At 61.7% G+C, this 24,544-nt stretch carries 18 protein-coding genes, 2 tRNA genes and 3 rRNA genes; 13 read left to right on the top strand and 10 right to left on the bottom strand.

Features of this window, described 5'->3' with window-relative positions; all coding sequences use genetic code 11:
- The first annotated feature begins 217 nt into the window (after window positions 1-217).
- Window positions 218-1,447 (top strand): MFS transporter, encoded by a 1,230-nt coding sequence (locus MKK04_RS08790; RefSeq protein ID WP_241106463.1) that lies wholly within the window; start codon window positions 218-220, stop codon window positions 1,445-1,447.
- Here MKK04_RS08790 and MKK04_RS08785 read toward each other — a convergent pair.
- From MKK04_RS08785 to MKK04_RS08760, 6 genes are all read right to left on the bottom strand, one after another.
- Complete coding sequence (locus MKK04_RS08785) at window positions 1,444-3,252, bottom strand: ABC transporter ATP-binding protein/permease (RefSeq protein WP_233688354.1); 1,809 nt, start codon at window positions 3,250-3,252, stop codon at window positions 1,444-1,446. The two genes, MKK04_RS08790 and MKK04_RS08785, sit on opposite strands and share 4 nt — an antisense overlap.
- 274 nt (window positions 3,253-3,526) lie before the next feature.
- A 5S ribosomal RNA gene (gene rrf / locus MKK04_RS08780) occupies window positions 3,527-3,642 on the bottom strand.
- Window positions 3,643-3,772: 130 nt separating this feature from the next.
- Window positions 3,773-6,663, bottom strand: a 23S ribosomal RNA gene (locus tag MKK04_RS08775).
- A 233-nt stretch (window positions 6,664-6,896) separates the two neighbouring features.
- Window positions 6,897-6,972 (bottom strand) — tRNA-Ala (locus tag MKK04_RS08770).
- A 6-nt stretch (window positions 6,973-6,978) separates the two neighbouring features.
- Window positions 6,979-7,055, bottom strand: a tRNA-Ile gene (locus MKK04_RS08765).
- Window positions 7,056-7,132: 77 nt separating this feature from the next.
- A 16S ribosomal RNA gene (locus MKK04_RS08760) occupies window positions 7,133-8,669 on the bottom strand.
- Together the 16S, 23S and 5S rRNA genes with 2 tRNA genes alongside form the textbook arrangement of a ribosomal RNA operon.
- A gap of 544 nt (window positions 8,670-9,213) precedes the next feature.
- Between MKK04_RS08760 and rhtA the strand changes: the two genes are divergently transcribed.
- Both rhtA and MKK04_RS08750 read left to right on the top strand, forming a co-directional pair.
- Window positions 9,214-10,101, top strand: coding sequence for a threonine/homoserine exporter RhtA (rhtA, locus tag MKK04_RS08755; protein WP_207831566.1), 888 nt, complete (start codon window positions 9,214-9,216; stop codon window positions 10,099-10,101).
- A gap of 190 nt (window positions 10,102-10,291) precedes the next feature.
- Entirely contained in the window at window positions 10,292-10,573 is a 282-nt protein-coding gene (locus MKK04_RS08750; RefSeq protein ID WP_025338390.1) for a hypothetical protein, read from the top strand.
- Window positions 10,574-10,610: 37 nt separating this feature from the next.
- Here MKK04_RS08750 and MKK04_RS08745 read toward each other — a convergent pair whose 3' ends face one another.
- A complete protein-coding gene (locus MKK04_RS08745; RefSeq protein ID WP_207831568.1) occupies window positions 10,611-12,419 on the bottom strand; it encodes an aminopeptidase P family protein in 1,809 nt (602 codons plus the stop codon).
- Between the two features lie 226 nt (window positions 12,420-12,645).
- Here MKK04_RS08745 and MKK04_RS08740 point away from each other — a divergent pair, with 226 nt between their 5' ends.
- Complete coding sequence (locus MKK04_RS08740) at window positions 12,646-13,758, top strand: DUF3182 family protein (protein WP_207831571.1); 1,113 nt, start codon at window positions 12,646-12,648, stop codon at window positions 13,756-13,758.
- Window positions 13,742-14,512 (top strand): alpha/beta hydrolase family protein, encoded by a 771-nt coding sequence (locus tag MKK04_RS08735; RefSeq protein ID WP_207831573.1) that lies wholly within the window; start codon window positions 13,742-13,744, stop codon window positions 14,510-14,512. Before MKK04_RS08740 ends, MKK04_RS08735 begins: the two co-directional genes overlap by 17 nt.
- Before the next feature lie 2 nt (window positions 14,513-14,514).
- Here the strand turns inward: MKK04_RS08735 and MKK04_RS08730 are convergent, their stop codons facing one another.
- Window positions 14,515-14,871 (bottom strand): antibiotic biosynthesis monooxygenase, encoded by a 357-nt coding sequence (locus MKK04_RS08730; protein ID WP_207831575.1) that lies wholly within the window; start codon window positions 14,869-14,871, stop codon window positions 14,515-14,517.
- A gap of 106 nt (window positions 14,872-14,977) precedes the next feature.
- Complete coding sequence (locus MKK04_RS08725) at window positions 14,978-15,961, bottom strand: GlxA family transcriptional regulator (RefSeq protein WP_233688199.1); 984 nt, start codon at window positions 15,959-15,961, stop codon at window positions 14,978-14,980.
- Between the two features lie 82 nt (window positions 15,962-16,043).
- Here MKK04_RS08725 and MKK04_RS08720 point away from each other — a divergent pair, with 82 nt between their 5' ends.
- On the top strand, window positions 16,044-16,592 hold the full coding sequence (locus tag MKK04_RS08720; RefSeq protein ID WP_207831578.1) for a cysteine hydrolase family protein: 549 nt from the start codon (window positions 16,044-16,046) through the stop codon (window positions 16,590-16,592).
- A gap of 145 nt (window positions 16,593-16,737) precedes the next feature.
- Here the strand turns inward: MKK04_RS08720 and MKK04_RS08715 are convergent, their stop codons facing one another.
- Entirely contained in the window at window positions 16,738-17,301 is a 564-nt protein-coding gene (locus MKK04_RS08715; protein ID WP_207831580.1) for a helix-turn-helix domain-containing protein, read from the bottom strand.
- 83 nt (window positions 17,302-17,384) lie between these two features.
- Between MKK04_RS08715 and MKK04_RS08710 the strand changes: the two genes are divergently transcribed.
- The 7 genes from MKK04_RS08710 to MKK04_RS08680 all read left to right on the top strand — a co-directional run bounded on the left by MKK04_RS08710 (window position 17,385) and on the right by MKK04_RS08680 (window position 24,543).
- A complete protein-coding gene (locus MKK04_RS08710) occupies window positions 17,385-18,335 on the top strand; it encodes a DMT family transporter (RefSeq protein WP_241106462.1) in 951 nt (316 codons plus the stop codon).
- A 150-nt stretch (window positions 18,336-18,485) separates the two neighbouring features.
- Window positions 18,486-21,401 carry a monovalent cation/H+ antiporter subunit A gene (locus tag MKK04_RS08705; RefSeq protein ID WP_207831584.1) on the top strand — a complete coding sequence of 972 codons (2,916 nt, stop codon included), beginning with the start codon at window positions 18,486-18,488 and terminating at the stop codon, window positions 21,399-21,401.
- Window positions 21,401-21,745, top strand: coding sequence for a Na+/H+ antiporter subunit C (locus tag MKK04_RS08700; protein ID WP_013971840.1), 345 nt, complete (start codon window positions 21,401-21,403; stop codon window positions 21,743-21,745). The genes MKK04_RS08705 and MKK04_RS08700 overlap by 1 nt, the downstream gene beginning before the upstream one ends.
- Window positions 21,742-23,421: a monovalent cation/H+ antiporter subunit D gene (locus MKK04_RS08695; protein WP_207831587.1), complete on the top strand. Its 1,680-nt coding sequence runs from the start codon at window positions 21,742-21,744 to the stop codon at window positions 23,419-23,421. Before MKK04_RS08700 ends, MKK04_RS08695 begins: the two co-directional genes overlap by 4 nt.
- Window positions 23,418-23,906 (top strand): Na+/H+ antiporter subunit E, encoded by a 489-nt coding sequence (locus tag MKK04_RS08690; protein ID WP_241106461.1) that lies wholly within the window; start codon window positions 23,418-23,420, stop codon window positions 23,904-23,906. Before MKK04_RS08695 ends, MKK04_RS08690 begins: the two co-directional genes overlap by 4 nt.
- Window positions 23,903-24,181, top strand: a complete 279-nt coding sequence (locus tag MKK04_RS08685) for a K+/H+ antiporter subunit F (protein ID WP_003259015.1) — start codon at window positions 23,903-23,905, stop codon at window positions 24,179-24,181. Before MKK04_RS08690 ends, MKK04_RS08685 begins: the two co-directional genes overlap by 4 nt.
- Entirely contained in the window at window positions 24,178-24,543 is a 366-nt protein-coding gene (locus MKK04_RS08680) for a Na+/H+ antiporter subunit G (RefSeq protein WP_233688196.1), read from the top strand. The genes MKK04_RS08685 and MKK04_RS08680 overlap by 4 nt, the downstream gene beginning before the upstream one ends.
- Window position 24,544: the final 1 nt, after the last annotated feature.

Below are 24,544 nucleotides of genomic sequence, written 5' to 3'. Positions count from 1 at the left end.
GATTCACAAATGAGTTTGAATCTTATTTACGAAGTTTACATGTTTGTCGTGAAACTTTGCCGACAAGATTGCGTTGCTGGCACATAGCCCCTTGAATCAGCGGGGCCCCTGTGGGAGCGGGCCGCTTGCGAATTCAGTTCTCTACGCGACAGCGCAGCCCAAAGGGCTGGGCAATCTCCCACAGTTTCGAAGGTAGCCTTCTGCCGAGTCCCCCCTGATGCGCAGCCACGAAGAATGCCGCCCCACGAACACCACCAGGCCCGTGGTGAAGATCCCTCGCAGCGTCTGGGCGTTGGGCTTCGTGTCGATTTTCATGGACATTTCCTCGGAAATGATTCACGCCCTGCTACCGCTGTACATGGTCACCGTGCTCGGCACCTCGGTAGTGGCGGTGGGCTTTATCGAAGGCATCGCCGAGGCGACTGCCTCGATCACCAAGGTTTTCTCCGGCGCCCTCAGCGACCGTCTGGGCAAGCGCAAGCTGCTTACGGTTCTGGGCTATGGCCTGGGGGCGCTGAGCAAACCCGTGTTCCCCATGGCCTCCGGGCTGGAGTGGCTGACCGCGGCACGCTTCGTCGACCGGGTCGGCAAGGGTATTCGTGGGGCGCCGCGCGACGCACTGGTGGCGGATGTCACGCCCGCTGAACTGCGTGGTGCAGCCTTCGGCCTGCGCCAGGCGCTGGACACCGTGGGCGCCTTCCTTGGGCCGTTGCTGGCGATCCTGTTGATGTGGCTGACCGCAAGCCATTTCCAGACGGTGTTCTGGGTGGCGGTGATCCCGGCGTTCGTGGCGGTGTACATCCTCATCGCCTTCGTGCGCGAACCTGAAACGCCGGCCACCGCCCGGCCGGTACGCTCACCGTTGGCAGTACACGAACTGGCTCGCCTGGGCCCGGCCTACTGGCGGTTGATCGGCCTGGCCACGCTGTTCACCCTCGCCCGCTTCAGCGAGGCGTTTCTGCTGTTACGCGCCCAGGACATGGGCCTGGCGCCGCTGTGGGCGCCGGCAGCGCTGGTGCTCATGGCCTTGGCCTACTCGCTGTCAGCCTACCCCGCCGGGGCGCTGTCGGACCGCGTAGGCCGCCGTGGCGTGCTGATGACCGGGCTGGGGCTGCTGGTCACCGCCGACCTGCTGCTGGCCCTGCTGCCGGGCTGGGCCGGGCTGGCCATGGGGGTGGCCGCCTGGGGCCTGCACCTGGGCTTCAGCCAAGGCATCTTTGCCGCCATGATCGCCGACAGCGCCCCCGTCGACCTGCGCGGTACGGCCTTCGGCCTGTTCAACCTGCTGACCGGGGTGGCGCTGCTGGTGGCCAGCGTAGTGGCCGGGCTGCTGTGGGACGGGGCCGGTTTTCAGGCGACATTCCTGCTTGGCGCAGCATGTGCCGGCGGCACCTTGGTCGGGGTCGCATTGCTCAGATCAGGCCCGACCACCGGCAAGCCGAACTAGACCAGCGCTGGCTGCTGTTCCAGTAACGACCAGCCGCCATGCCCATCCACCTCCAGCCGGTGGGTATGGAACCCTGCCAGTGTGCTGCGGTGCCCGACACTGACCAGCAGCGCACCCGGCATTTCCGTGCGCAACAGCGAATACAGAGCATGCTCCAGCCCTTCGTCCATGGCCGAGGTGGACTCGTCAAGAAACACCACCTGAGGCCGGTTGAACAGCACCCGGGCAAACGCCAGGCGCTGCTGTTCACCGACCGAGAGAATGTGTGACCAGTCACAACTGACGTCCAGCCGCTCGGCCAGGTGGGCCAGGTTGACCTGACGCAAGGCCTGCTGCATCCGCGTTTCGTCCTCAGGCTTGCTCGCCGCCGGGTAGGCGATGACGGTGCGCAGATCGCCCAGCGGCAGGTACGGCCGCTGCGACAGGAACAGCGCCTGGTGGCCCAGCGGCCGCCTGACCTCACCCTCGGCATACGGCCAGAGGCCCGCCAGCGCGCGCAGCAGCGTGGTTTTGCCGCTGCCCGACGGGCCCTTGATCAACAGCGCCTGGCCGGCGTGCAGGTCAAGGTCCAGGTCGGCGATAAGCGCATGCCCGTCCGGGCGCAGCACCTGCAGGCGGCTGATCGCCAAGGCATGCGCCTGGTCCTCGGTGATGACACGTGGCAAAGCGCTCGCCTGCTCGTTGGCATCGAGGAACCCGGTCAGACGGTCGAGGGTGGCCCGGTACTGGGCAAACGCATCATACGACTCGCGGAAGAACGACAACGAATCCTGCACCTGGCCAAAGGCCTGGGAAGTCTGCATGACATCGCCCAGCTTGATCGCCCCACTGAAGAAGCGCGGCGCCTGGAGAATGAACGGGAACACCACCGCAACCTGGCTCACGCCCAGGTTGAAACCACTGAATTTCAGGTTTCGGTACACCAGCGCCCAGGCATTTACGATCAAGGCACCAAAGCGACCCAGCAAGGTGCTCCGCTCGACCTGCGTGCCTTGGTAGAAGGCAATGTTCTCGGCGTTCTCGCGCAGGCGCATCAGCGCGTAACGGAAGTTGGCGGTGAGCTTTTCGTTGAGGAAGTTCAGGCGGATCAGCGGTCGCCCGAGGCGGAAGGCGATCCAGGTGGCGACGATGACATACAGGTACACGGCAAACACCATCGCCCGGGGTATCTCCACACCGGCGACAGCCAGCGGTGCCGACAGCCCCCAGAGGATCCCGGTGAACGCCACCAGCGACACCAGCGCGCTGACTGCACCCAGGGCGAGGGTCACCGAATTGCTGACAAAGGCGTTGACGTCCAGTTCGATACGTTGGTCGGGGTTGTCCACCGGCTCGGCCAGGAACTGGCCACGGTAGTAGGCATCGCCGTGCATCCAGTCGTGGGTCAGGCGCTCGGTCAGCCAGACCCGCCACTGGATGCTGAAGGCCTGGCTTACATAGAAGGTGAACAGCGAACGCAACACGTGGATGGTGGCCAATACCGCGAAGACGCCGAGCAGGTACCAGAATGCGGCTTGATCAAGGCCCTGCAAGGCGCTGTAGAAGCCGTTGTACCAGAACGAGAACAGCACGTTCAGGCGCACCGAGAATAGCGTCAGTACCAGCAGCAGGGCGAACACCAGTAACGGCCGCCAACTACGCCTGAAACTGAAATAGGGCCCGGCAAGCTGCCAGAACTGGCTACCCCAGCGCGTACAACGTACGGCCAGTGTGGCGGCTGCAGTGAAGCAGACAAGGGTGATGAACGAGGCGATTGCCAGCCAGCTCAGGCTCTCTTGCAGGGCCTGGTGCCAGTTCATTTCCATGATGAGTATCCGTGCTGAGTATTTCCGCGAGCGTAGCATTGACCTGTGATTCGTCAGGCATAAATGACGCACATTTCATGAATGCCTCCGGGAGCTACGCGGGCCCTGTGGGAGCGGCTTTAGCCGCGAAGAATCCAACGCGGTGCATGGCACCGGCTGTGCCGGTGTTCGCGGCTAAAGCCGCTCCCACAGGGGGCGCGTATGCCCGGGAGTTTTTGCGCCACAAAGACAAAACCCCTACCTGCAGGCGCAGATAGGGGTTTTGCGAAATGAATCTTGACGATGACCTACTCTCACATGGGGAAACCCCACACTACCATCGGCGATGCATCGTTTCACTGCTGAGTTCGGGATGGGATCAGGTGGTTCCAATGCTCTATGGTCGTCAAGAAATTCTGTTGCCAGAATGTCCAGATGGACAGCCCAGCGAATCCGGATATGTGATTTTGTGAAGTTGCGAACTTTCGGTTCTTTCGTCTTCACCACCGCAATCTGCGCTAGCAAATTGCTTGGGTGTTATATGGTCAAGCCTCACGGGCAATTAGTATTGGTTAGCTCAACGCCTCACAGCGCTTACACACCCAACCTATCAACGTCGTAGTCTTCGACGGCCCTTCAGGGGATTCAAGATCCCAGTGAGATCTCATCTTGAGGCAAGTTTCCCGCTTAGATGCTTTCAGCGGTTATCTCTTCCGAACATAGCTACCCGGCAATGCCACTGGCGTGACAACCGGAACACCAGAGGTTCGTCCACTCCGGTCCTCTCGTACTAGGAGCAGCCCCTCTCAAATCTCAAACGTCCACGGCAGATAGGGACCGAACTGTCTCACGACGTTCTAAACCCAGCTCGCGTACCACTTTAAATGGCGAACAGCCATACCCTTGGGACCGGCTTCAGCCCCAGGATGTGATGAGCCGACATCGAGGTGCCAAACACCGCCGTCGATATGAACTCTTGGGCGGTATCAGCCTGTTATCCCCGGAGTACCTTTTATCCGTTGAGCGATGGCCCTTCCATACAGAACCACCGGATCACTAAGACCTACTTTCGTACCTGCTCGACGTGTTTGTCTCGCAGTCAAGCGCGCTTTTGCCTTTATACTCTACGACCGATTTCCGACCGGTCTGAGCGCACCTTCGTACTCCTCCGTTACTCTTTGGGAGGAGACCGCCCCAGTCAAACTACCCACCATACACTGTCCTCGATCCGGATAACGGACCTAAGTTAGAACCTCAAAGTTGCCAGGGTGGTATTTCAAGGATGGCTCCATGAGAACTGGCGTCCCCACTTCAAAGCCTCCCACCTATCCTACACAAGCAAATTCAAAGTCCAGTGCAAAGCTATAGTAAAGGTTCACGGGGTCTTTCCGTCTAGCCGCGGATACACTGCATCTTCACAGCGATTTCAATTTCACTGAGTCTCGGGTGGAGACAGCGCCGCCATCGTTACGCCATTCGTGCAGGTCGGAACTTACCCGACAAGGAATTTCGCTACCTTAGGACCGTTATAGTTACGGCCGCCGTTTACCGGGGCTTCGATCAAGAGCTTCGCTTGCGCTAACCCCATCAATTAACCTTCCGGCACCGGGCAGGCGTCACACCCTATACGTCCACTTTCGTGTTTGCAGAGTGCTGTGTTTTTAATAAACAGTCGCAGCGGCCTGGTATCTTCGACCGGCATGGGCTTACGGAGCAAGTCCTTCACCCTCGCCGGCGCACCTTCTCCCGAAGTTACGGTGCCATTTTGCCTAGTTCCTTCACCCGAGTTCTCTCAAGCGCCTTGGTATTCTCTACCTAACCACCTGTGTCGGTTTGGGGTACGGTTCCCAGTTATCTGAAGCTTAGGAGCTTTTCTTGGAAGCATGGTATCAACCACTTCGTCGCCTAAAGGCAACTCGTCATCAGCTCTCGGCCTTGAAATCCCGGATTTGCCTAAGATTTCAGCCTACCACCTTAAACCTGGACAACCAACGCCAGGCTGGCCTAACCTTCTCCGTCCCTCCATCGCAATAACTGGAAGTACAGGAATATTAACCTGTTTTCCATCGACTACGCTTTTCAGCCTCGCCTTAGGGACCGACTAACCCTGCGTCGATTAACGTTGCGCAGGAAACCTTGGTCTTTCGGCGTGCGAGTTTTTCACTCGCATTGTCGTTACTCATGTCAGCATTCGCACTTCTGATACCTCCAGCAAGCTTCTCAACTCACCTTCACAGGCTTACAGAACGCTCCTCTACCGCGTCATCAAAGATGACACCCGTAGCTTCGGTGCATGGTTTGAGCCCCGTTACATCTTCCGCGCAGGCCGACTCGACTAGTGAGCTATTACGCTTTCTTTAAAGGGTGGCTGCTTCTAAGCCAACCTCCTAGCTGTCTAAGCCTTCCCACATCGTTTCCCACTTAACCATGACTTTGGGACCTTAGCTGACGGTCTGGGTTGTTTCCCTTTTCACGACGGACGTTAGCACCCGCCGTGTGTCTCCCATGCTCGGCACTTCCAGGTATTCGGAGTTTGCATCGGTTTGGTAAGTCGGGATGACCCCTAGCCGAAACAGTGCTCTACCCCCTGGAGTGATACATGAGGCGCTACCTAAATAGCTTTCGAGGAGAACCAGCTATCTCCGAGCTTGATTAGCCTTTCACTCCGATCCACAGGTCATCCGCTAACTTTTCAACGGTAGTCGGTTCGGTCCTCCAGTCAGTGTTACCTAACCTTCAACCTGCCCATGGATAGATCGCCCGGTTTCGGGTCTATACCCAGCGACTAAACGCCCTATTAAGACTCGCTTTCGCTACGCCTCCCCTATTCGGTTAAGCTCGCCACTGAATATAAGTCGCTGACCCATTATACAAAAGGTACGCAGTCACCTAACAAAGTAGGCTCCCACTGCTTGTACGCATACGGTTTCAGGTTCTATTTCACTCCCCTCTCCGGGGTTCTTTTCGCCTTTCCCTCACGGTACTGGTTCACTATCGGTCAGTCAGTAGTATTTAGCCTTGGAGGATGGTCCCCCCATATTCAGACAAAGTTTCTCGTGCTCCGTCCTACTCGATTTCATTGACAAGAGATTTTCGTGTACGGGGCTATCACCCACTATGGCCGCACTTTCCAGAGCGTTCCACTAATCTCAAATCAACTTAAGGGCTGGTCCCCGTTCGCTCGCCACTACTAAGGGAATCTCGGTTGATTTCTTTTCCTCAGGGTACTTAGATGTTTCAGTTCCCCTGGTTCGCCTCTTGCACCTATGTATTCAGTACAAGATACTCAGCTTGTGCTGAGTGGGTTCCCCCATTCAGAGATCTCTGGATCACAGTCTGTTTGCCGACTCCCCAAAGCTTATCGCAGGCTACCACGTCTTTCATCGCCTCTGACTGCCAAGGCATCCACCGTATGCGCTTCTTCACTTGACCATATAACCCCAAGCAATCTGGTTATACTGTGAAGACGACATTCGCCGAAAATTCGCATGTTGCTCTTTCGAGCAGAACTCACAAATTTTACCTTAGCCTGATTAACCAGCAGTGAAACTGGCCATCAGTCTATATCTATCACATATCCGAATTTTTAAAGAACGATCTGACAAAAGTCAGAAATCAACATTCGAAGCGAATGCTCATTTCTGAGTTTGATCAAGTAAAGCAAGTGGTGGAGCCAAGCGGGATCGAACCGCTGACCTCCTGCGTGCAAGGCAGGCGCTCTCCCAGCTGAGCTATGGCCCCGCATATTGGTAGGTCTGGGCAGATTTGAACTGCCGACCTCACCCTTATCAGGGGTGCGCTCTAACCAACTGAGCTACAGACCTATATAGGGTCTTGATCGTCTTCAACCATGAATCAAGCAATTCGTGTGGGAGCTCATCAGCAGGCTGATGTCGTCGATTAAGGAGGTGATCCAGCCGCAGGTTCCCCTACGGCTACCTTGTTACGACTTCACCCCAGTCATGAATCACACCGTGGTAACCGTCCCCCCGAAGGTTAGACTAGCTACTTCTGGTGCAACCCACTCCCATGGTGTGACGGGCGGTGTGTACAAGGCCCGGGAACGTATTCACCGCGACATTCTGATTCGCGATTACTAGCGATTCCGACTTCACGCAGTCGAGTTGCAGACTGCGATCCGGACTACGATCGGTTTTGTGAGATTAGCTCCACCTCGCGGCTTGGCAACCCTCTGTACCGACCATTGTAGCACGTGTGTAGCCCAGGCCGTAAGGGCCATGATGACTTGACGTCATCCCCACCTTCCTCCGGTTTGTCACCGGCAGTCTCCTTAGAGTGCCCACCATAACGTGCTGGTAACTAAGGACAAGGGTTGCGCTCGTTACGGGACTTAACCCAACATCTCACGACACGAGCTGACGACAGCCATGCAGCACCTGTGTCAGAGTTCCCGAAGGCACCAATCCATCTCTGGAAAGTTCTCTGCATGTCAAGGCCTGGTAAGGTTCTTCGCGTTGCTTCGAATTAAACCACATGCTCCACCGCTTGTGCGGGCCCCCGTCAATTCATTTGAGTTTTAACCTTGCGGCCGTACTCCCCAGGCGGTCAACTTAATGCGTTAGCTGCGCCACTAAAATCTCAAGGATTCCAACGGCTAGTTGACATCGTTTACGGCGTGGACTACCAGGGTATCTAATCCTGTTTGCTCCCCACGCTTTCGCACCTCAGTGTCAGTATCAGTCCAGGTGGTCGCCTTCGCCACTGGTGTTCCTTCCTATATCTACGCATTTCACCGCTACACAGGAAATTCCACCACCCTCTACCGTACTCTAGCTCGCCAGTTTTGGATGCAGTTCCCAGGTTGAGCCCGGGGCTTTCACATCCAACTTAACGAACCACCTACGCGCGCTTTACGCCCAGTAATTCCGATTAACGCTTGCACCCTCTGTATTACCGCGGCTGCTGGCACAGAGTTAGCCGGTGCTTATTCTGTCGGTAACGTCAAAACAGCAAGGTATTAACTTACTGCCCTTCCTCCCAACTTAAAGTGCTTTACAATCCGAAGACCTTCTTCACACACGCGGCATGGCTGGATCAGGCTTTCGCCCATTGTCCAATATTCCCCACTGCTGCCTCCCGTAGGAGTCTGGACCGTGTCTCAGTTCCAGTGTGACTGATCATCCTCTCAGACCAGTTACGGATCGTCGCCTTGGTGAGCCATTACCCCACCAACTAGCTAATCCGACCTAGGCTCATCTGATAGCGCAAGGCCCGAAGGTCCCCTGCTTTCTCCCGTAGGACGTATGCGGTATTAGCGTTCCTTTCGAAACGTTGTCCCCCACTACCAGGCAGATTCCTAGGCATTACTCACCCGTCCGCCGCTGAATCAAGGAGCAAGCTCCCGTCATCCGCTCGACTTGCATGTGTTAGGCCTGCCGCCAGCGTTCAATCTGAGCCATGATCAAACTCTTCAGTTCAATACTGCTTGGGTTTTTAAGAAACCCTAAACTTGGCTCAGCAATCTCAAATGACTATGTGATTTCTCGCATGGTCACTTGTGATGCTGATAATCTTTGTGACTATCAGTCCGTACTCACAAGCACCCACACGAATTGCTTGATTCGATTTGTTAAAGAGCGTTTGGTCAAGAGCTTTTCGTCTCAACCGAGGCGCGCATTCTACGCTTTCCTCATTTACTGTCAAGCGTTTATTTTGAAGTTTTTTGCGAGAAACTCGTTTGGCTTCAAACACTTGACTCAACAGGGTGGCTGGCTTTGCTTCGCTACCGTGTTGGAGTGGTGCGCATTATAGGGCGGCTTTTCAGGAGGTCAACCTTTAATTTCAATAATTTAGAATGTTTTTGGAGAAGACCGCATCAGGGCCGCCAGGTGCTCGCCACAACACCTTCTGCGCCTATGAGATCGAGCGCCGAAATAACAACGCCGGGCACCTTGCCCCCACGCGCCGTAATTGCGCACTATATTGCTCACCCCAACCCCACTCAAGGATCGCCGCACAGAAATGAACACCCAGCCCCGCAGCCTGGCCGCTACCCTCTTCCCGATCGGCCTGCTGCTCATCGCCATGGCATCGATACAGTCTGGTGCCTCCCTGGCGAAAAGCATGTTCCCCCTCGTCGGCGCCCAAGGCACCACCACCCTGCGCCTGATCTTCGCCAGCATCATCATGCTGCTGATACTGCGCCCGTGGCGTGTACGCATGACCACCAACACCCTGCGCAACGTCATCATCTATGGCATGGCGCTGGGTGGCATGAACTTCCTCTTCTATATGGCTCTGCAAACAGTACCGATCGGCATTGCCGTGGCACTGGAGTTCACCGGCCCGCTGGCCGTGGCGATCTTCTCCTCGCGCCGGCCGATCGACTTCCTGTGGATTGCCCTGGCCATCGTCGGCCTGCTGCTGTTGCTGCCTGCCGGCCATGGCGGGCAGGCCCTCGACCCGGTCGGCGCCGCCTTTGCCCTGGGCGCAGGGGTGTGCTGGGCGCTGTACATCCTGTTCGGCCAGCGCGCCGGGGCCGAGCACGGTATCCAGAGCGCCGCCCTGGGCGTCGTGGTCGCCGCACTGTTCGTTGCCCCCATCGGTATCGCCCACGCCGGCAGCGCATTGCTCACGCCCGCCCTGATCCCCATGGCCCTAGGCGTCGCAGTGCTGTCCACTGCCCTGCCCTACAGCCTGGAAATGGTTGCCCTCACGCGCATCCCGGCACGCACCTTCGGCACCCTCATGAGCATCGAACCCGCATTTGGTGCACTGTCTGGTCTGCTGTTCCTGGGCGAGGTGCTGACGTTCACCCAGTGGCTGGCTATCCTGGCGATCATAACCGCGTCGGTCGGCACCACCCTGTCCATGCGCACGGAACCCAGCCCGGCCGTCGCAGCAGACTGATATGAGAAATATTTTCATTTGAGACAGGATTAGTGATTGTAGCGGCCCGCCTCGCTGATTAAGCTGTCACCGAATCATCATCTTTGCGCTATCTACTGGACCGAACACGGACGCTGGGGAAATTTCAGGAAGAACCAAAGCGATAACGACGGGGCCAGACAGCGGATCCGCCCTGCATTTAAGGACAGGAATGAAACGTATTTTGCTCATCCTGGCCATCTTGGCTATTGCTGGATGTGCCGCCACGGCCAAGACCGAGGTCAAAAGGGGCAAGAAGGGCCTGCATATCAATTGCTCCGGCCTTTCTTCCTCATGGGACAACTGCTACAGCAAGGCCGCGAGTTCCTGCAGCACGCGCGGCTACCGGGTCATTGCACGCTCGGGCGATAGCGATGAAGAACCCGGTGACTATTTGTTCGGCATCAATCCGGCGGGTTACACCAGCCGCAGCATGATCGTCATCTGCAAGTAGGAAAAGGGCAGCTCGCAAGCTGCCCTTTTCATTTGCCTTACAACGGCGCAGTACGCGCCTGCAGCCAGGCCAGCGCTTCGCCCTTGAGCAAGGGCGCCAGGCGCTCGCGTACCATGGCGTGATAGCCGTTCAACCAGTCCAGCTCTTCCCTGGCCAGCAGCTCGGGCACCAGGCAGCGGGTGTCGATCGGGCACAGCGTCAGGGTCTCGAACTTCAGAAAGTCGCCGAAGGCGCTCTTGCCAGCCTCGCGATTGACCACCAGGTTCTCGATGCGCACACCCCACTGCCCTGGGCGATACGTACCCGGCTCGATGGAGCTGATCATGCCCACCTGCATCGCCGTCTGCGGCGTGGGTGCCGCCTGGTAGGCAATGACTTGCGGCCCCTCGTGCACGTTCATGAAGTACCCCACCCCATGCCCGGTACCGTGGCCGTAATCCACTTGGTCAGCCCAGATCGGTGCCCGGGCAATGGCGTCGAGCAACGGCGACAGCACGCCACGCGGGAAGGTGGCGCGCGACAGGGCGATCATGCCTTTGAGCACGCGCGTGCAATCCTGCTTCTGCGCAAGGCTGGGGTTGCCCACCGGCACCATGCGGGTGATGTCGGTGGTGCCGCCCAGGTATTGGCCGCCCGAATCGATCAGCAGCAAACCATCGCCCTCGATCACCGCATGCGACTGCTCGGTGGCACGGTAATGCGGCATCGCGCCATTGCCATTGAAGGCGGCAATGGTCGAGAAGCTCAGTGACACGAAGCCTGGGCGGCGGGCTCGCGCGGCACTCAGCCGCTCGTCGACCGTCAGCTCGGTAATCCGCTCCCGACCGAGGTTGGCCTCAAGCCAGGCGAAGAACTCGCACAGGGCCGCGCCGTCCTGCTCCATCACCTGGCGGATGTGCACCAGATCGTCATCACCTTTGCACGACTTGCTCAGGGTGCTGGGGTTGAGCCCCTCGACCAACTCTACCTCGGCCGGCAGGTTGTCGAGCAGGCCGCAGGTTACCCGGGCCGGGTCGACCAGCAATCGGCTGCCGGCCGGCATGGCACCAAGGGCCTTGCCGGCTTCGGCGTAGTCACGCACCTCGATACCGTCGACCGCCAGCACCTGGCGTAGATGGTCATCGAGCTTGTCCTGGCCAACGAACAGGATCGCCTGCTGCTGGCTGATCAGGGCAAAGGCCACGAACACCGGGTTGTAGGACACATCGCTGCCGCGCAGGTTGAACAGCCAGGCGATGTCATCCAGGGTGGCGATGAAGTGCCAGTCGGCGCCCTTGGCCTGCACGCTCTGGCGCAACTGCGCCAGTTTTTCCGCCCGGCTCACCGTGGCATGCGGTGGCAAATGCTGGTAGACCGTGTTGCCCGGCAGTGCCGGTCGCCCTTCCCAGACCTGGCTCAGCAGGTCCTTGTCAGTCACCAGTCGCGCCCCGCGCGCTTTCAGCCGGTCACCCAGCTGGCGCGCCGAAGCCAAGGCCATGACCGCACCATCTACCGCAACGTTGCCATTGGGCTCGACGTGATCGCCCAGCCACTCCAGCGCGCCAGGCTTGCCCGGCAACAGCTTCATCAACTCGATGCCACTGCCTGCCAACTCGCGCTCCGCCTGTTCCCAGTAGCGGCTATCGACCCACAACCCGGCAAAGCCAGCCGTGACCACCAGCGTGCCGACCGAGCCGTGGAAACCCGACAGCCACTGGCGCCCCTGCCAGTAACCGGGCAGGTATTCGGAAAGATGGGGGTCGGCCGAGGGTACCAGCAAGGCATCGATGCCCTCTGCGGCCATGACCTGGCGCACCTGCGCCAGGCGCTGCGGCACGCTTTGCCCAAGGGTGGTCTGAACGTTCATGCGCTCTCCTGCGGCTACATCACGGTTGATCCAGTGTGCCGATAATGGAACAGCCGCCCAAGCCCTGCAATCGTGGCGACCGCCACTCGGCATGCATTGCCCGCCACGCCCTGCGTAAAACAGACATTTCCTACAGCATGGCCAGGACCACCGATCAAGTTCCGCTGAACTTCCCCAAAGCACGGGCTTCACACACAGTACATTCATTACACACAGGCAAAAGACCATGCCCAATGCCTGCGCCCCTAAAAGCGGCGTGGTGCTGCTCGACACCCGCGCGCACACCCCTGACCACGAGCATGCCGTGCATCTGAAGCTTGCCGATGGCCTGGCCCGCCTGCTGGGCTGCCCGCACGTGCAACCCAGCCAGCCTCCGGGCGCCGCCGATGGCTACTACTACCTGCCTACCGAAACCCTGGTCGATCCCAAGCGCCATGCCGCCCTGGGCATCTGCAGCGAGCAAGACCTGTTCGGCGGGCTGGTCGCACACCCCTACATGGCGACCAAGGCAATCTCCCACCCGCTGCCGGCCGGAGCCAGTTTTCCGCCGGGCTGGACCGATGCCTTCGCCCGGCAAGCCAGCGACGCCCTGCTACGCGGCTACACCGTGTTCAGCAAGGCCGATGCGCGCACCGCCGCACAGCTGTTGCTGGCGGACGGCCCGTTGCGGATCAAGCCGGTACTGGCCTGTGCAGGCCGCGGGCAACAGGTCATCACCACGGTGGATGAACTGGAACCACTGCTGGCCCGCATGGATGACCAGGACCTTGCGCTATGGGGGCTGGTGCTCGAAGAAGACCTGAGCGAGGTGCAAACCTTCAGCGTCGGCCAGGTACGCGTCGCCGGCCTGACCTGCAGCTATCACGGCACCCAGCAACTGACCCGTGACCATCAGGGCACGCAAGTGTACGGCGGCTCCGACCTGGTGGTAGTACGCGGTGACTACCAGGCACTGCTGCAACTGCCGCTGGACGAGCCGCTGCGCCTGGCCATCAACCAGGCGATGGCCTACGAACAGGCCGCCGAACAGCACTTCCCCGGCTTCATCGCCTCACGACGCAACTACGACATCGCCCGCGGCATGAACCCTCTGGGTCGCCTGCGCAGCGGCGTACTCGAACAATCCTGGCGCCTGGGCGGCGCCAGCAGTGCCGAGCTGCTGGCCTTGCAGGCGTTTGCCGATGACCCGGCATTGCAACGGGTGCGTGCCTCCACCCATGAAGTGTTCGGCACCCCCGAACTGCCCGCTGACGCCACCCTCTTTTACCAAGGAAACGACAGTGAACTGGGACAACTCAGCAAATTTGCGCGGATTCGCGAACATGACCATTCAGAGTGAAACCGTTGAACTGCAGGTCGAGGATGACAGCATCGTCGGCACCTTGGTCAGCCCTGGCAGCAAGATGCCGGGCATCCTCTTCGTCCACGGCTGGGGTGGCAGCCAGCAACGCGACCTGGCCCGTGCCCGGCATATCACCGGGCTGGGCTGCGTGTGCATGACCTTCGACCTGCGCGGCCACGAAAAAACCGAAAGCCAACGGCTGACGGTGACACGCGAACAGAATCTGACCGACCTGCTGGTGGCCTACGACCGGCTGGTGAGCCACCCGGTCGTCGACCCCAGTGCCATCGCCATCATCGGCAGCAGTTATGGCGGCTACCTGGCCACCCTGCTGACCCGCGAGCGGCCGGTCAGATGGCTGGCCTTGCGGGTACCCGCCATGTACTGGGACGACGAATGGAACCTCCCCAAGCAAACCCTCGACCGGCAACGGCTGAACGCCTACCGCCAGCGCCCGCTCGGCCCGGGGGACAACCGCGCACTGGCGGCCTGTGCCGAGTTCGGTGGTGATGTACTGCTGGTAGAGTCCGAGCAAGACGACTACGTGCCGCACAGCACGCTGATGAGCTACCGCTCGGCATTCGTCAGTGCCCATTCGCTCACCCACCGCATCGTCGACGGTGCCGACCACGCGTTGTCCAGCGAAGAGAGCCAGAAAGCCTACAGCTCGATCCTGGCGGCATGGGTCAGCGAAATGGTCATTGGCGCGCGCCTGGACCGTTACCCGCACTACGCGCCCTGGTATGCCTGAGGCTAACCCACCTGGCAAAGCAGGCTGCCATCGGCGCCACGTACCAGGCTGCGCAGGGTCTGGTAGGCGGCAAAGTTGACGCTACGCGCCTGATGCTGGCCAAGCAGTTCAAGGAACGGCTCCTCGACGAAAAGCACCGCCGCCGCCGCCCACGCCTGGCGGGACTGCCATTGCAGGTACTGCAGCACCCGGCTGCCATCATCACTGGCCTGGATGCTGACACCCAGCAGGCCTTCGCAGCGCGCGGCCAGCTCTTCGCTGCGCGCCACCAGCGCCTGAGCCAACGCCTGCTGGCACCTGCCGGGCACTTCATATTCGATCATCTGGGTAAACCACAGGGGATGAGATGTTGCCGTCATGAAAGGTCTCCTGGCGACGGACGCATGCAGCGCGACGCCGAGCAGGGTAAAACCTCAAGTTATGTCAAGGTCAAGTGGTTTCCACCCCGGGAACGCCCCTCGCGCCCTAACCCGATACCGCGAAGCGCCGCCGGTAATCACTCGGGGTCAGACCGGTGATGCGCTGAAACACCTTGCGAAACGCACCCGGGTCCTGGTAACCGACGCCCCAGGCAATCTGCTCGACATTGCGCCGGGTAAACTCCAGCAAGCGGCACGCCCGCCCCACCCTCACCTGCTGGCAGTACTCGGTCGGCCGTAGCCCCGTGGCAGCACGAAAACGCCGCAGGAAGGTGCGTTCCTCCAGCCCCGCGCATGCGGCCATGCTGGCCAGGTCGGCATCCTGCCCTCCGTTGCCCTGCAACCAGTGCTGCACTTTCAGCACAGCCTCATCGCCATGGTCCAGGCGCGGGTTGAACACGGCACCGGGCAGCGGCGCCGCGACCGGATCGACCGCCAGGTAGCGGGCAGTTTCCCGCGCCACCGTCGCCCCCATGAAGCGCTCCAGCAAGCGCAAGCCCAGCTCGGTCCAGGCCATCAACCCGGCCGAGGTGACGATGTCTCCATCGTCCAGCAACGGTTGCTGGGCCTCGACCCGCACGCGGGGAAAACGCTGGGCAAGCGAATGCACGTAGTTCCAGTGGGTACAGGCCGGGCGCCCGTCGAGCAGGCCACTGGCGGCGATGAAGAACACCCCGATGCACACCGATGCCAGCACCGTTCCGTGCCCGTGCAACTGGCACAACGACGCGCGATGGCGCTCAAGCAGCTCACCCTGGGGTGCCGACTCCAGGCTCGGCGGAATGATCAGTACCCGCAGCTCGGACGCGACGGCAGGTGGGCTCTCTGGGGCAGGCTGCAACTGCCCCGCCTCGTCTGCCTGCCAGAAGCTGATACGCACCGCTGGCAACTCGATGGCCCCCAGTTCGGCAGCCACCCGGTTGGCCACCAGGAACAGGTCGGCCAGCCCATGCACGGCAGCACGTTGCGCACCGGGGTACAGCAGCAGGCCGATGTCCAGTCTGGCAGGGTTGTCAGTTTTTGCCCGCATAGTGTCGTTCGCGCCAATCCTCAGGTCAGTGCGCACAGCCTATAACTAACGTCATCCAACGACCACTGCCACAGGAGGCAGCATGAGCAAGCAGGCGCTGATCATCATCGACATCCAGAACGACTACTTCCCGGGCGGCAAATGGACCCTCGATGGCGCCGAGCAGGCGGCTGACAATGCCGCCCGCCTGCTGGCGGCGGCGCGTCAAAGGGGCGATCTGGTAGTGCATGTGCGCCATGAGTTCGACAGCGCCGATGCGCCGTTCTTCGCGCCAGGCTCGCAGGGTGCGGCCATCCACGCCAAGGTCGAGCCGGTGGCGGGCGAGCCAGTGGTCCTCAAGCACAAGGTCAACGCCTTCCTCGGCACAGACCTTGAGCACACGCTGGACCGGCATGGCGTCGAAGCCCTGACCATCGTCGGCAGCATGAGCCACATGTGCGTTGACGCCGCCACCCGCGCCGCGGCCGACCTGGGTTATGACGTGACCGTGGCGCACGATGCCTGTGCCACCCTGCCACTGGAGTTCGATGGCAAGCGGGTGCCGGCGGCGCAGGTGCATGATTCAGTGATGGCAGCGTTGGCGTTTGCCTATGCCAAGGTGGTCAGGACCGATGAGTTGCTGAATAGCTGATCAGTGGAATTTGGGGCCGCTACGCGCCCCATCGCGACGCAAGGCCGCTCCCACAGGTACCGTGCCAGACATCAGATTTGCGCGGCACCTGTGGGAGCGGCCTTGCGTCGCGATGGGCTGCGCAGCAGCCCCAAAACCGGCTACCTCAAATCACCACATTGCGCACAAACCGCACCGCCTCCGCCCCATCGTTGCGATACGCATATCGGCAATTGCTGGGAAACACATGGAACTGCCCGACCTGCAGGCGATGCTCGGCCCCTTCGATAATCAGCGTCAGTTGCCCTTGCGCTACGTAGATCTGCTCGCTCCAGCCTTCGGCATCAGCCTCGCTGGAATAGCACTCGCCTGGCGCCAACGTCCACTCCCACAGCTCCACCTCGCGTCGCGCCACACTGCTGCCCAGCAGCACCGCCCGGCTCTGCGGGTGCTCACCGGCCCAGGCCAGCTCTTCGATACGCCCGGGGTCGCGCTGGTCAGGCGCCTGGATCAGGGTACTGAAAGCCACGCCCAAGGCTTCGGCAATCAGGTCAAGGGTGGTCAGGCTGACATTCCTTTCGCCCGCTTCGATCGCCACCAGCATGCGCCGGCTGACCCCGGAGCGTTCGGCCAGCGCCGTCTGGCTCATGCCCGCAGCGTTGCGCAGGCTGCGTACATTGAAGCTGACATGTTGCAGCACCGATGCCCGGTGCGAGGAATCATTGTGCACTATATTGCTCACTGGTCGATATTGCGCAGTATACTGCCCACTTTGCGGCGATTGTGCGCCGCCCCCTTCGAGTGCGCAAGACCATGAACCAGCCCAGCAGCAAGCCGACCCCTGCCATTACCTTTCGCCTGAGCAAGGCCGAACTTGTACTGGTTTTCATCACCATGCTGTGGGGCGGCACCTTCCTGCTGGTGCATAACGTGATGACCGTCAGCGGCCCGATGTTCTTCGTCGGCCTGCGCTTCGCTGCAGCCGCCCTGTTCGTTGGTGTGGTCTCGGCGCGGGCGCTGCCAGGGCTGACCTTCACCGAGCTGAAAGCCGGCATGCTGATCGGCGTGTCGATCATGCTCGGCTACGGCCTGCAGACCATGGGCCTGCAAACCATCAGCAGCAGCCAGTCGGCGTTCATCACCGCACTGTACGTGCCGTTCGTGCCGCTGTTGCAGTGGCTGGTACTGGGCCGGCGCCCCGGCCTGATGCCCAGTATCGGTATCGGCCTGGCGTTCATCGGCCTGATGCTGCTGGCCGGGCCGGAGGGCGGCAGCCTGCACTTCAGCGAGGGCGAGTTGGTGACCCTGGTCAGCGCCGTGGCCATCGCCGGCGAAATCATCCTGATCAGCCGCTACGCCGGCCAGGTCGATGTGCGCCGGGTCACCGTGGTGCAACTGGCAACCGCCTCGCTGCTGGCGTTCCTGATGATCGTGCCGACCCAGGAGCGCCTGCCCGACTTTTCCTGGCTGCTGCTGGCCAGCGCCGTGGGCCTGGGCGCCATGAGCGCGGTGATCCAGGTGGCAATGAACTGGGCGCAGAAGTCGGTCTCGCCCACCCGCGCCACCCTCATCTATGCCGGTGAACCGGTGTGGGCCGGGATCGTCGGGCGCATCGCCGGTGAGCGCTTGCCGGGCGTGGCACTGCTCGGTGGCTTGCTGATCGTGATCGCGGTGGTGGTCAGCGAACTCAAGGTGCGCCGCCCGCGCGAAGCGACCGAAACACCAGAAGTGCAGGATGAAGGCGAACGCCAGGCCGGCCTGTAAAGCCGCCAACTGCGGCTATGCTTTGTAAAAAACTGTTATAAAAAAACAGCTTGTCACAGCCTGTTTGTAGGATTCTGCGACAGCTTGCGTGTTGGTGATCACCCCCTCGACACGTATGATTCTTTGCAAACTTCTCCAGAATAGAACGCTATGTCATTGATAGTGCTATTGCTTCTGCCGTTCGTGGGCAGTTGCCTGGCAGCCGTGCTGCCGCACAACGCACGTAACGCGGAGTCCATTCTCGCCGGGCTCGTGGCCCTGGTCGGCACTGTCCAGGTAGCACTGCTGTACCCTCAGGTTGCCCACGGTGGCGTAATTCGCGAAGAGTTCCTCTGGCTGCCCAGCCTGGGGCTGAACCTGGTGTTGCGCATGGACGGCTTCGCCTGGCTGTTCTCGCTGCTGGTGCTGGGCATCGGTGCGCTGGTGTCGCTGTATGCTCGCTACTACATGTCGCCGCAAGACCCGGTACCGCGCTTCTTCGCCTTCTTCCTCGCCTTCATGGGCGCCATGCTCGGCCTGGTGATCTCCGGCAACCTGATCCAGCTGGTGTTCTTCTGGGAACTCACCAGCCTGTTCTCCTTCCTGCTGATCGGCTACTGGCACCACCGTGCCGACGCCCGCCGCGGCGCCTACATGGCGCTGATGGTCACGGGCGCAGGCGGTTTGTGCCTGCTGGTGGGTGCCCTGCTGCTCGGCCATGTGGTCGGCAGCTACGACCTGGACAAGGTCCTGGCTGCCGGCAACACCATTCGCCAGCATGCACTGTACCCGGTGCTGCTGCCGCTGATCCTCATCGGCGCCCTGAGCAAGAGCGCACAATTCCCCTTCCAGTTCTGGCTGCCCCACGCCATGGCGGCCCCCACCCCGGTATCGGCTTACCTGCACTCGGCGACCATGGTCAAGGCCGGGGTATTCCTGCTGGCGCGGCTATGGCCGGTGCTGTCGGGTAGCGAGGAGTGGTTCTGGATCGTCGGCGGTGCCGGCGCCCTCACCCTGCTGCTCGGCGCCTTCGCCGCCATGTTCCAGAACGACCTCAAGGGCCTGCTGGCGTACTCGACCATCAGCCACCTGGGCCTGATTACCCTGCTGCTGGGCCTGAACAGCCCGCTGGCTGCCGTCGCCGCGGTGTTCCACATTCTCAACCACGCCACCTTCAAGGCCTCGTTGTTCATGGCCGCCGGCATCATCGACCACGAAAGCGGCACCCGTGACATCCGCCGCCTCAGCGGGCTGATCCGCCTGGTGCCATACACCGCCACCCTGGCCATGGTGGCCAGCGCCTCGATGGCCGGCGTGCCGTTGATGAACGGCTTCCTGTCCAAGGAAATGTTCTTCGCCGAAACGGTGTTCATCAGCTCCACTGCCTGGGTCGAAGCCACGCTGCCGGTGATCGCCACCCTGGCCGGCACCTTCAGCGTGGCCTATGCCCTGCGCTTCACCGTCGATGTGTTCTTCGGCCCCACTGCGCAAGACCTCCCGCATACCCCCCACGAGCCGCCACGCTGGATGCGTGCGCCGGTCGAACTGCTGGTGCTCACCTGCCTGGTGGTGGGCATCTTCCCTGCCCAGTCGGTCGGCCCGCTGCTGGCTGCCGCCGCCCTGCCGGTGGTAGGCGGCACCCTGCCGGAATACAGCCTGGCCATCTGGCATGGCTGGAACGCGCCGCTGATCATGAGCCTGGTGGCCATGAGCGGCGGTATCGTGCTGTACCTGTTGCTGCGCAAGCAGCTGCGCCTGGGCCGCTTCCCCTACCCGCCGGTGATCGAGCGCTTCAACGGCAAGCGCCTGTTCGAACACGGCCAGGTGCAGCTGATGCTGCTGGCCCGGCGCATCGAGCGCCTGCTCACCAGCCGCCGCCTGCAGTCGCAGCTGTTCATGCTGGTGCTCGCCGCCTTCCTCGCCGGCCTCACGCCTATGCTCTACAGCGGCCTGAGCTGGGGCGACCGGCCGAAGATTCCGGGCTCGGGCGTGTTCGTCGCGCTGTGGCTGATCGCCATTGCCTGCGCCATCGGCGCCGCCTACCAGGCCAAGTATCACCGCTTGGCGGCATTGATCATGGTCAGCGTCTGCGGCCTGATGACCTGCATCACCTTCGTCTGGTTCTCCGCACCCGACCTGGCACTGACCCAACTGGTCGTGGAAGTGGTCACCACCGTGCTGATCCTGCTCGGCCTGCGCTGGCTGCCGCGGCGGATCGAAGGCGTATCACCACTTCCGGGCAGCCTGGAGCGCGCGCGCATGCGCCGCCTGCGCGACCTGCTGCTGGCGGTGCTGGTAGGTGGCGGCATGGCCGTGCTGTCCTACGCCATGCTGACCCGGCCGACACCCAACGACATTTCCTCGTTCTACCTGAGCCGGGCGCTGCCCCAGGGCGGTGGCACCAACGTGGTCAACGTCATGCTGGTCGACTTCCGTGGCTTCGATACCCTTGGTGAAATTACCGTGCTGGTGGCCGTGGCGTTGACCGTGTTCGCCCTGTTGCGGCGCTTCCGCCCGCCGAAGGAAAGCATGCAACTGCCGGCGCAGCAGCGCCAGCTGGCACCCGACGTGGTCACCGACCTGATCAACCCGCGGCATGCCACCGACACCGCCCTGGGCTTCATGATGGTGCCCGCGGTACTGGTGCGCCTGCTGCTGCCGATCGCCCTGCTGGTGTCGATGTACCTGTTCATGCGCGGCCACAACCAGCCCGGTGGCGGCTTTGTCGCCGGCCTGGTGATGTCGGTGGCGTTCATCCTGCAGTACATGGTGGCCGGCACCCAGTGGGTCGAGGCGCAGATGAGCCTGCGCCCGCTGCGCTGGATGGGCACCGGGCTACTGTGCGCAACCCTGACCGGGGTGGGTGCCATGCTGCTGGGCTACCCGTTCCTCACCACCCATACCGCCCACCTGCACCTGCCGTTGCTCGGTGATGTGCACGTGGCCAGCGCGCTGTTCTTCGATGTCGGCGTGTTCACCGTGGTGGTCGGCTCGACCCTGCTGATCCTCACTGCCCTGGCGCACCAGTCGGTGCGCGCCTACCGCCCGGGCAACCCGGCGAAAACCAGCCAAGCAGGAGCCGCCTGATGGAAGAAGTGATTGCAGTTGCCATCGGCGTCCTGGCCGCCTCGGGGGTGTGGCTGATCCTGCGCCCGCGAACCTATCAGGTGATCATGGGCCTGTGCCTGCTGTCGTACGGGGTCAACCTGTTCATCTTCAGCATGGGTAGCCTGTTCATCGGCAAGGAACCGATCATCAAGGACGGCGTGCCACAGGACCTGCTGCACTATACCGACCCGCTGCCGCAGGCCCTGGTGCTCACCGCCATCGTCATCAGCTTCGCCATGACCGCGCTGTTCCTGGTGGTGTTGCTGGCATCGCGCGGCCTGACCGGTACCGACCACGTGGATGGCCGGGAGCGTGACGAATGAGTGGCATGAGCCAACTGATCATCGCGCCCATCCTGCTGCCGCTGGTGACGGCGGCAGTGATGTTGCTGCTGGGCGAGAAACACCGGCAGATCAAGGCCCGGCTGAACCTGCTGTCGACCTTCGCCGGCCTGGCCATCGCGGTCAGCCTGCTGCAGTGGGTGCGCACCCAGGGCCAGGCGGAATCGATCGGTGTCTACCTGCCGGGCAACTGGCCAGCGCCGTTCGGCATCGTGCTGGTGGTCGACCACCTGTCGGCCCTGCTGCTGACCCTCACCGGCATCATCGGTTTCAGCGCCCTGCTGTTTGCCCGCGCCCGCTGGGACGGTGCCGGGGCCAGCTTCCACGCGCTGTTCCAGATCCAGTTGATGGGCCTGTACGGCGCCTTCCTCACCGCCGACCTGTTCAACCTGTTCGTGTTCTTCGAAGTGCTGCTGGCCGCTTCCTATGGCCTGCTGCTGCATGGCTCGGGCCGCGCCAGGGTGCGTGCCGGCCTGCACTACATTGCCATCAACCTGTTCGCCTCGTCGCTGTTCCTGGTCGGCGCAGCGATGCTGTATGGCGTGACCGGCACCCTGAACATGGCCGACCTGGCCCTGAAGATTCCGCTGGTACCGGAGGCCGACCGTGGCCTGTTGCACGCTGGCGCGGCGATCCTGGCCATGGCCTTCCTGGTCAAGGCCGGCATCTGGCCGTTGAACTTCTGGCTGGTGCCGGCCTATGCCTCGGCCAGCGCGCCGGTGGCGGCACTGTTCGCCATCATGACCAAGGTCGGCCTGTATGCGGTGCTGCGCCTGTGGACACTGCTGTTCTCCGGGCAGGCCGGGGCCTCGGCGCATTTCGGTGGTGAATGGCTGGTGTACGGTGGCCTGGTCACCCTGGCGGTGGCGGCGGTATCGATCCTGGCCGCGCAGCGCCTGGAGCGCATGGCTGCCCTCAGCATCCTGGTCTCGGCCGGTACCCTGCTCGGCGCCGTCGGTTTTGCTCAGTCGGCGCTGACCGGTGCGGCCCTGTTCTACCTGGTCAACTCGACCCTGGCGCTGTGCGCGCTGTTCTTGCTCGCCGAGTTGGTCGAACGTTCGCGTTCGGCCAACGAAGCGCCACTTGAGGACGAAGAAGGCGCCATGCCGCCACCGCTGGAGTCACTGCACCCGCCCAAGGGCATCAACCTCGACGATGAGCAAAAGGTGGTGATCGGCCAGATCATCCCGTGGACCATGGCCTTCCTCGGCCTCAGCTTCATCGCCTGCGCCCTGCTGATCATCGGCATGCCGCCGCTGTCCGGCTTTGTCGGCAAGCTCAACCTGATCAGCGCGTTGTTCAACCCACAGGGGTTGGGCGTGCCTCCCGAGCAACCGCTGGGCACGGCAGGCTGGGGCCTGGTGGCGCTGTTGATCCTCTCTGGCATGGCCTCGCTGATCGCCTTCGGCCGCGTCGGCATCCAGCGTTTCTGGAAGCCGGAGGAGCGCCCGTCGCCGGTGCTGCGCCGCTATGAATGCCTGCCCATCGTCATCCTGCTAAGCCTGTGCATCATCCTCAGCCTCAAGGCCGAACCGCTGCTGCGCTACACCCAGGACACCGCCGCCAGCCTGCAGGCCCCCGACGCCTATATCGAAGCCGTGATGGCTGCCCGGCCGGTTCCTGGCCCCACCTCGCTCGACGTACAGGTGCAGCCATGAATCGACTGTTCCCCGCACCGCTGTTATCGGTTTCACTGTTCGGCCTGTGGCTGTTGCTGAACCTTTCGGTCAGCCCCGGCAACCTGCTGCTGGCTACCGCGCTCGGCGTGCTGGCGCCGCTGCTGATGGCGCCGCTGCGCCCGCAGCATGCCCATGTGCGACGGCCGCTGGCCATCGCCCGGCTGATTGGCCGGGTCGGCATCGATGTGATCATGTCCAACCTGCTGGTTGCCCGTGGCGTGCTGCGTGCCGGCAAGCAGCCGCCACGCTCGGCGTTCGTGCACATCCCGCTGGCCCTGCGCGACCCGCATGGCCTGGCGGCGCTGTCGATGATTACCACGGTGGTGCCCGGCACGGTCTGGTCCGAACTGGCGCTGGACCGCAGCGTATTGCTGCTGCATGTGTTCGACCTGGGCGATGAGGCGGCTTTCATCCAGCACTTCAAGGACACCTACGAACGCCCGCTGATGGAGATTTTCCAATGACAGGCCTGCTCGCCAATGCTGTCCTCGCCAGCCTGTTCATCTTCGCCCTGGCCATGGCCCTGGCGCTGATCCGGCTGTTTCGCGGCCCGTCCGCCCAGGACCGGGTGCTGGCACTGGACTACCTGTACATCCTGGCCATGCTGACCATGCTGGTGCTGGGAATCCGTTATGCCAGTGACACCTACTTCGAAGGTGCCCTGCTGATTGCGCTGTTCGGTTTCGTTGGCTCGTTTGCCCTGGCCAAGTTCCTGCTGCGCGGTGAGGTGATCGAATGACTGAAACCCTGCAACTCCCCTTCTGGCTAGAGCTGGTTACCGCCACGCTGCTGCTGACCGGCAGCCTGTTCGCCCTGATCGGTGCCGTTGGCCTGTTGCGCCTGAAGGACTACTTCCAGCGCATGCACCCGCCGGCACTGGCCTCGACCATTGGTGCCTGGTGCGTGGCACTGGCCTCGATCATCTACTTTTCCTGGCTCAAGGAAGCACCGGTGCTGCACGCCTGGCTGATTCCGATCCTGCTGTCGATCACCGTACCGGTAACCACGCTGTTGCTGGCGCGGGCGGCGCTGTTCCGCAAGCGCATGGCAAACGAGCCGGTCCCTGAAGAAGTCAGCAGCGGCCGCGATCGCGGTAACTGAA

It is taken from the genome of Pseudomonas sp. LS.1a, assembly GCF_022533585.1.
Classification (GTDB): Bacteria; Pseudomonadota; Gammaproteobacteria; order Pseudomonadales; family Pseudomonadaceae; genus Aquipseudomonas.
This window is presented reverse-complemented; position numbering and strand designations above follow the sequence as displayed.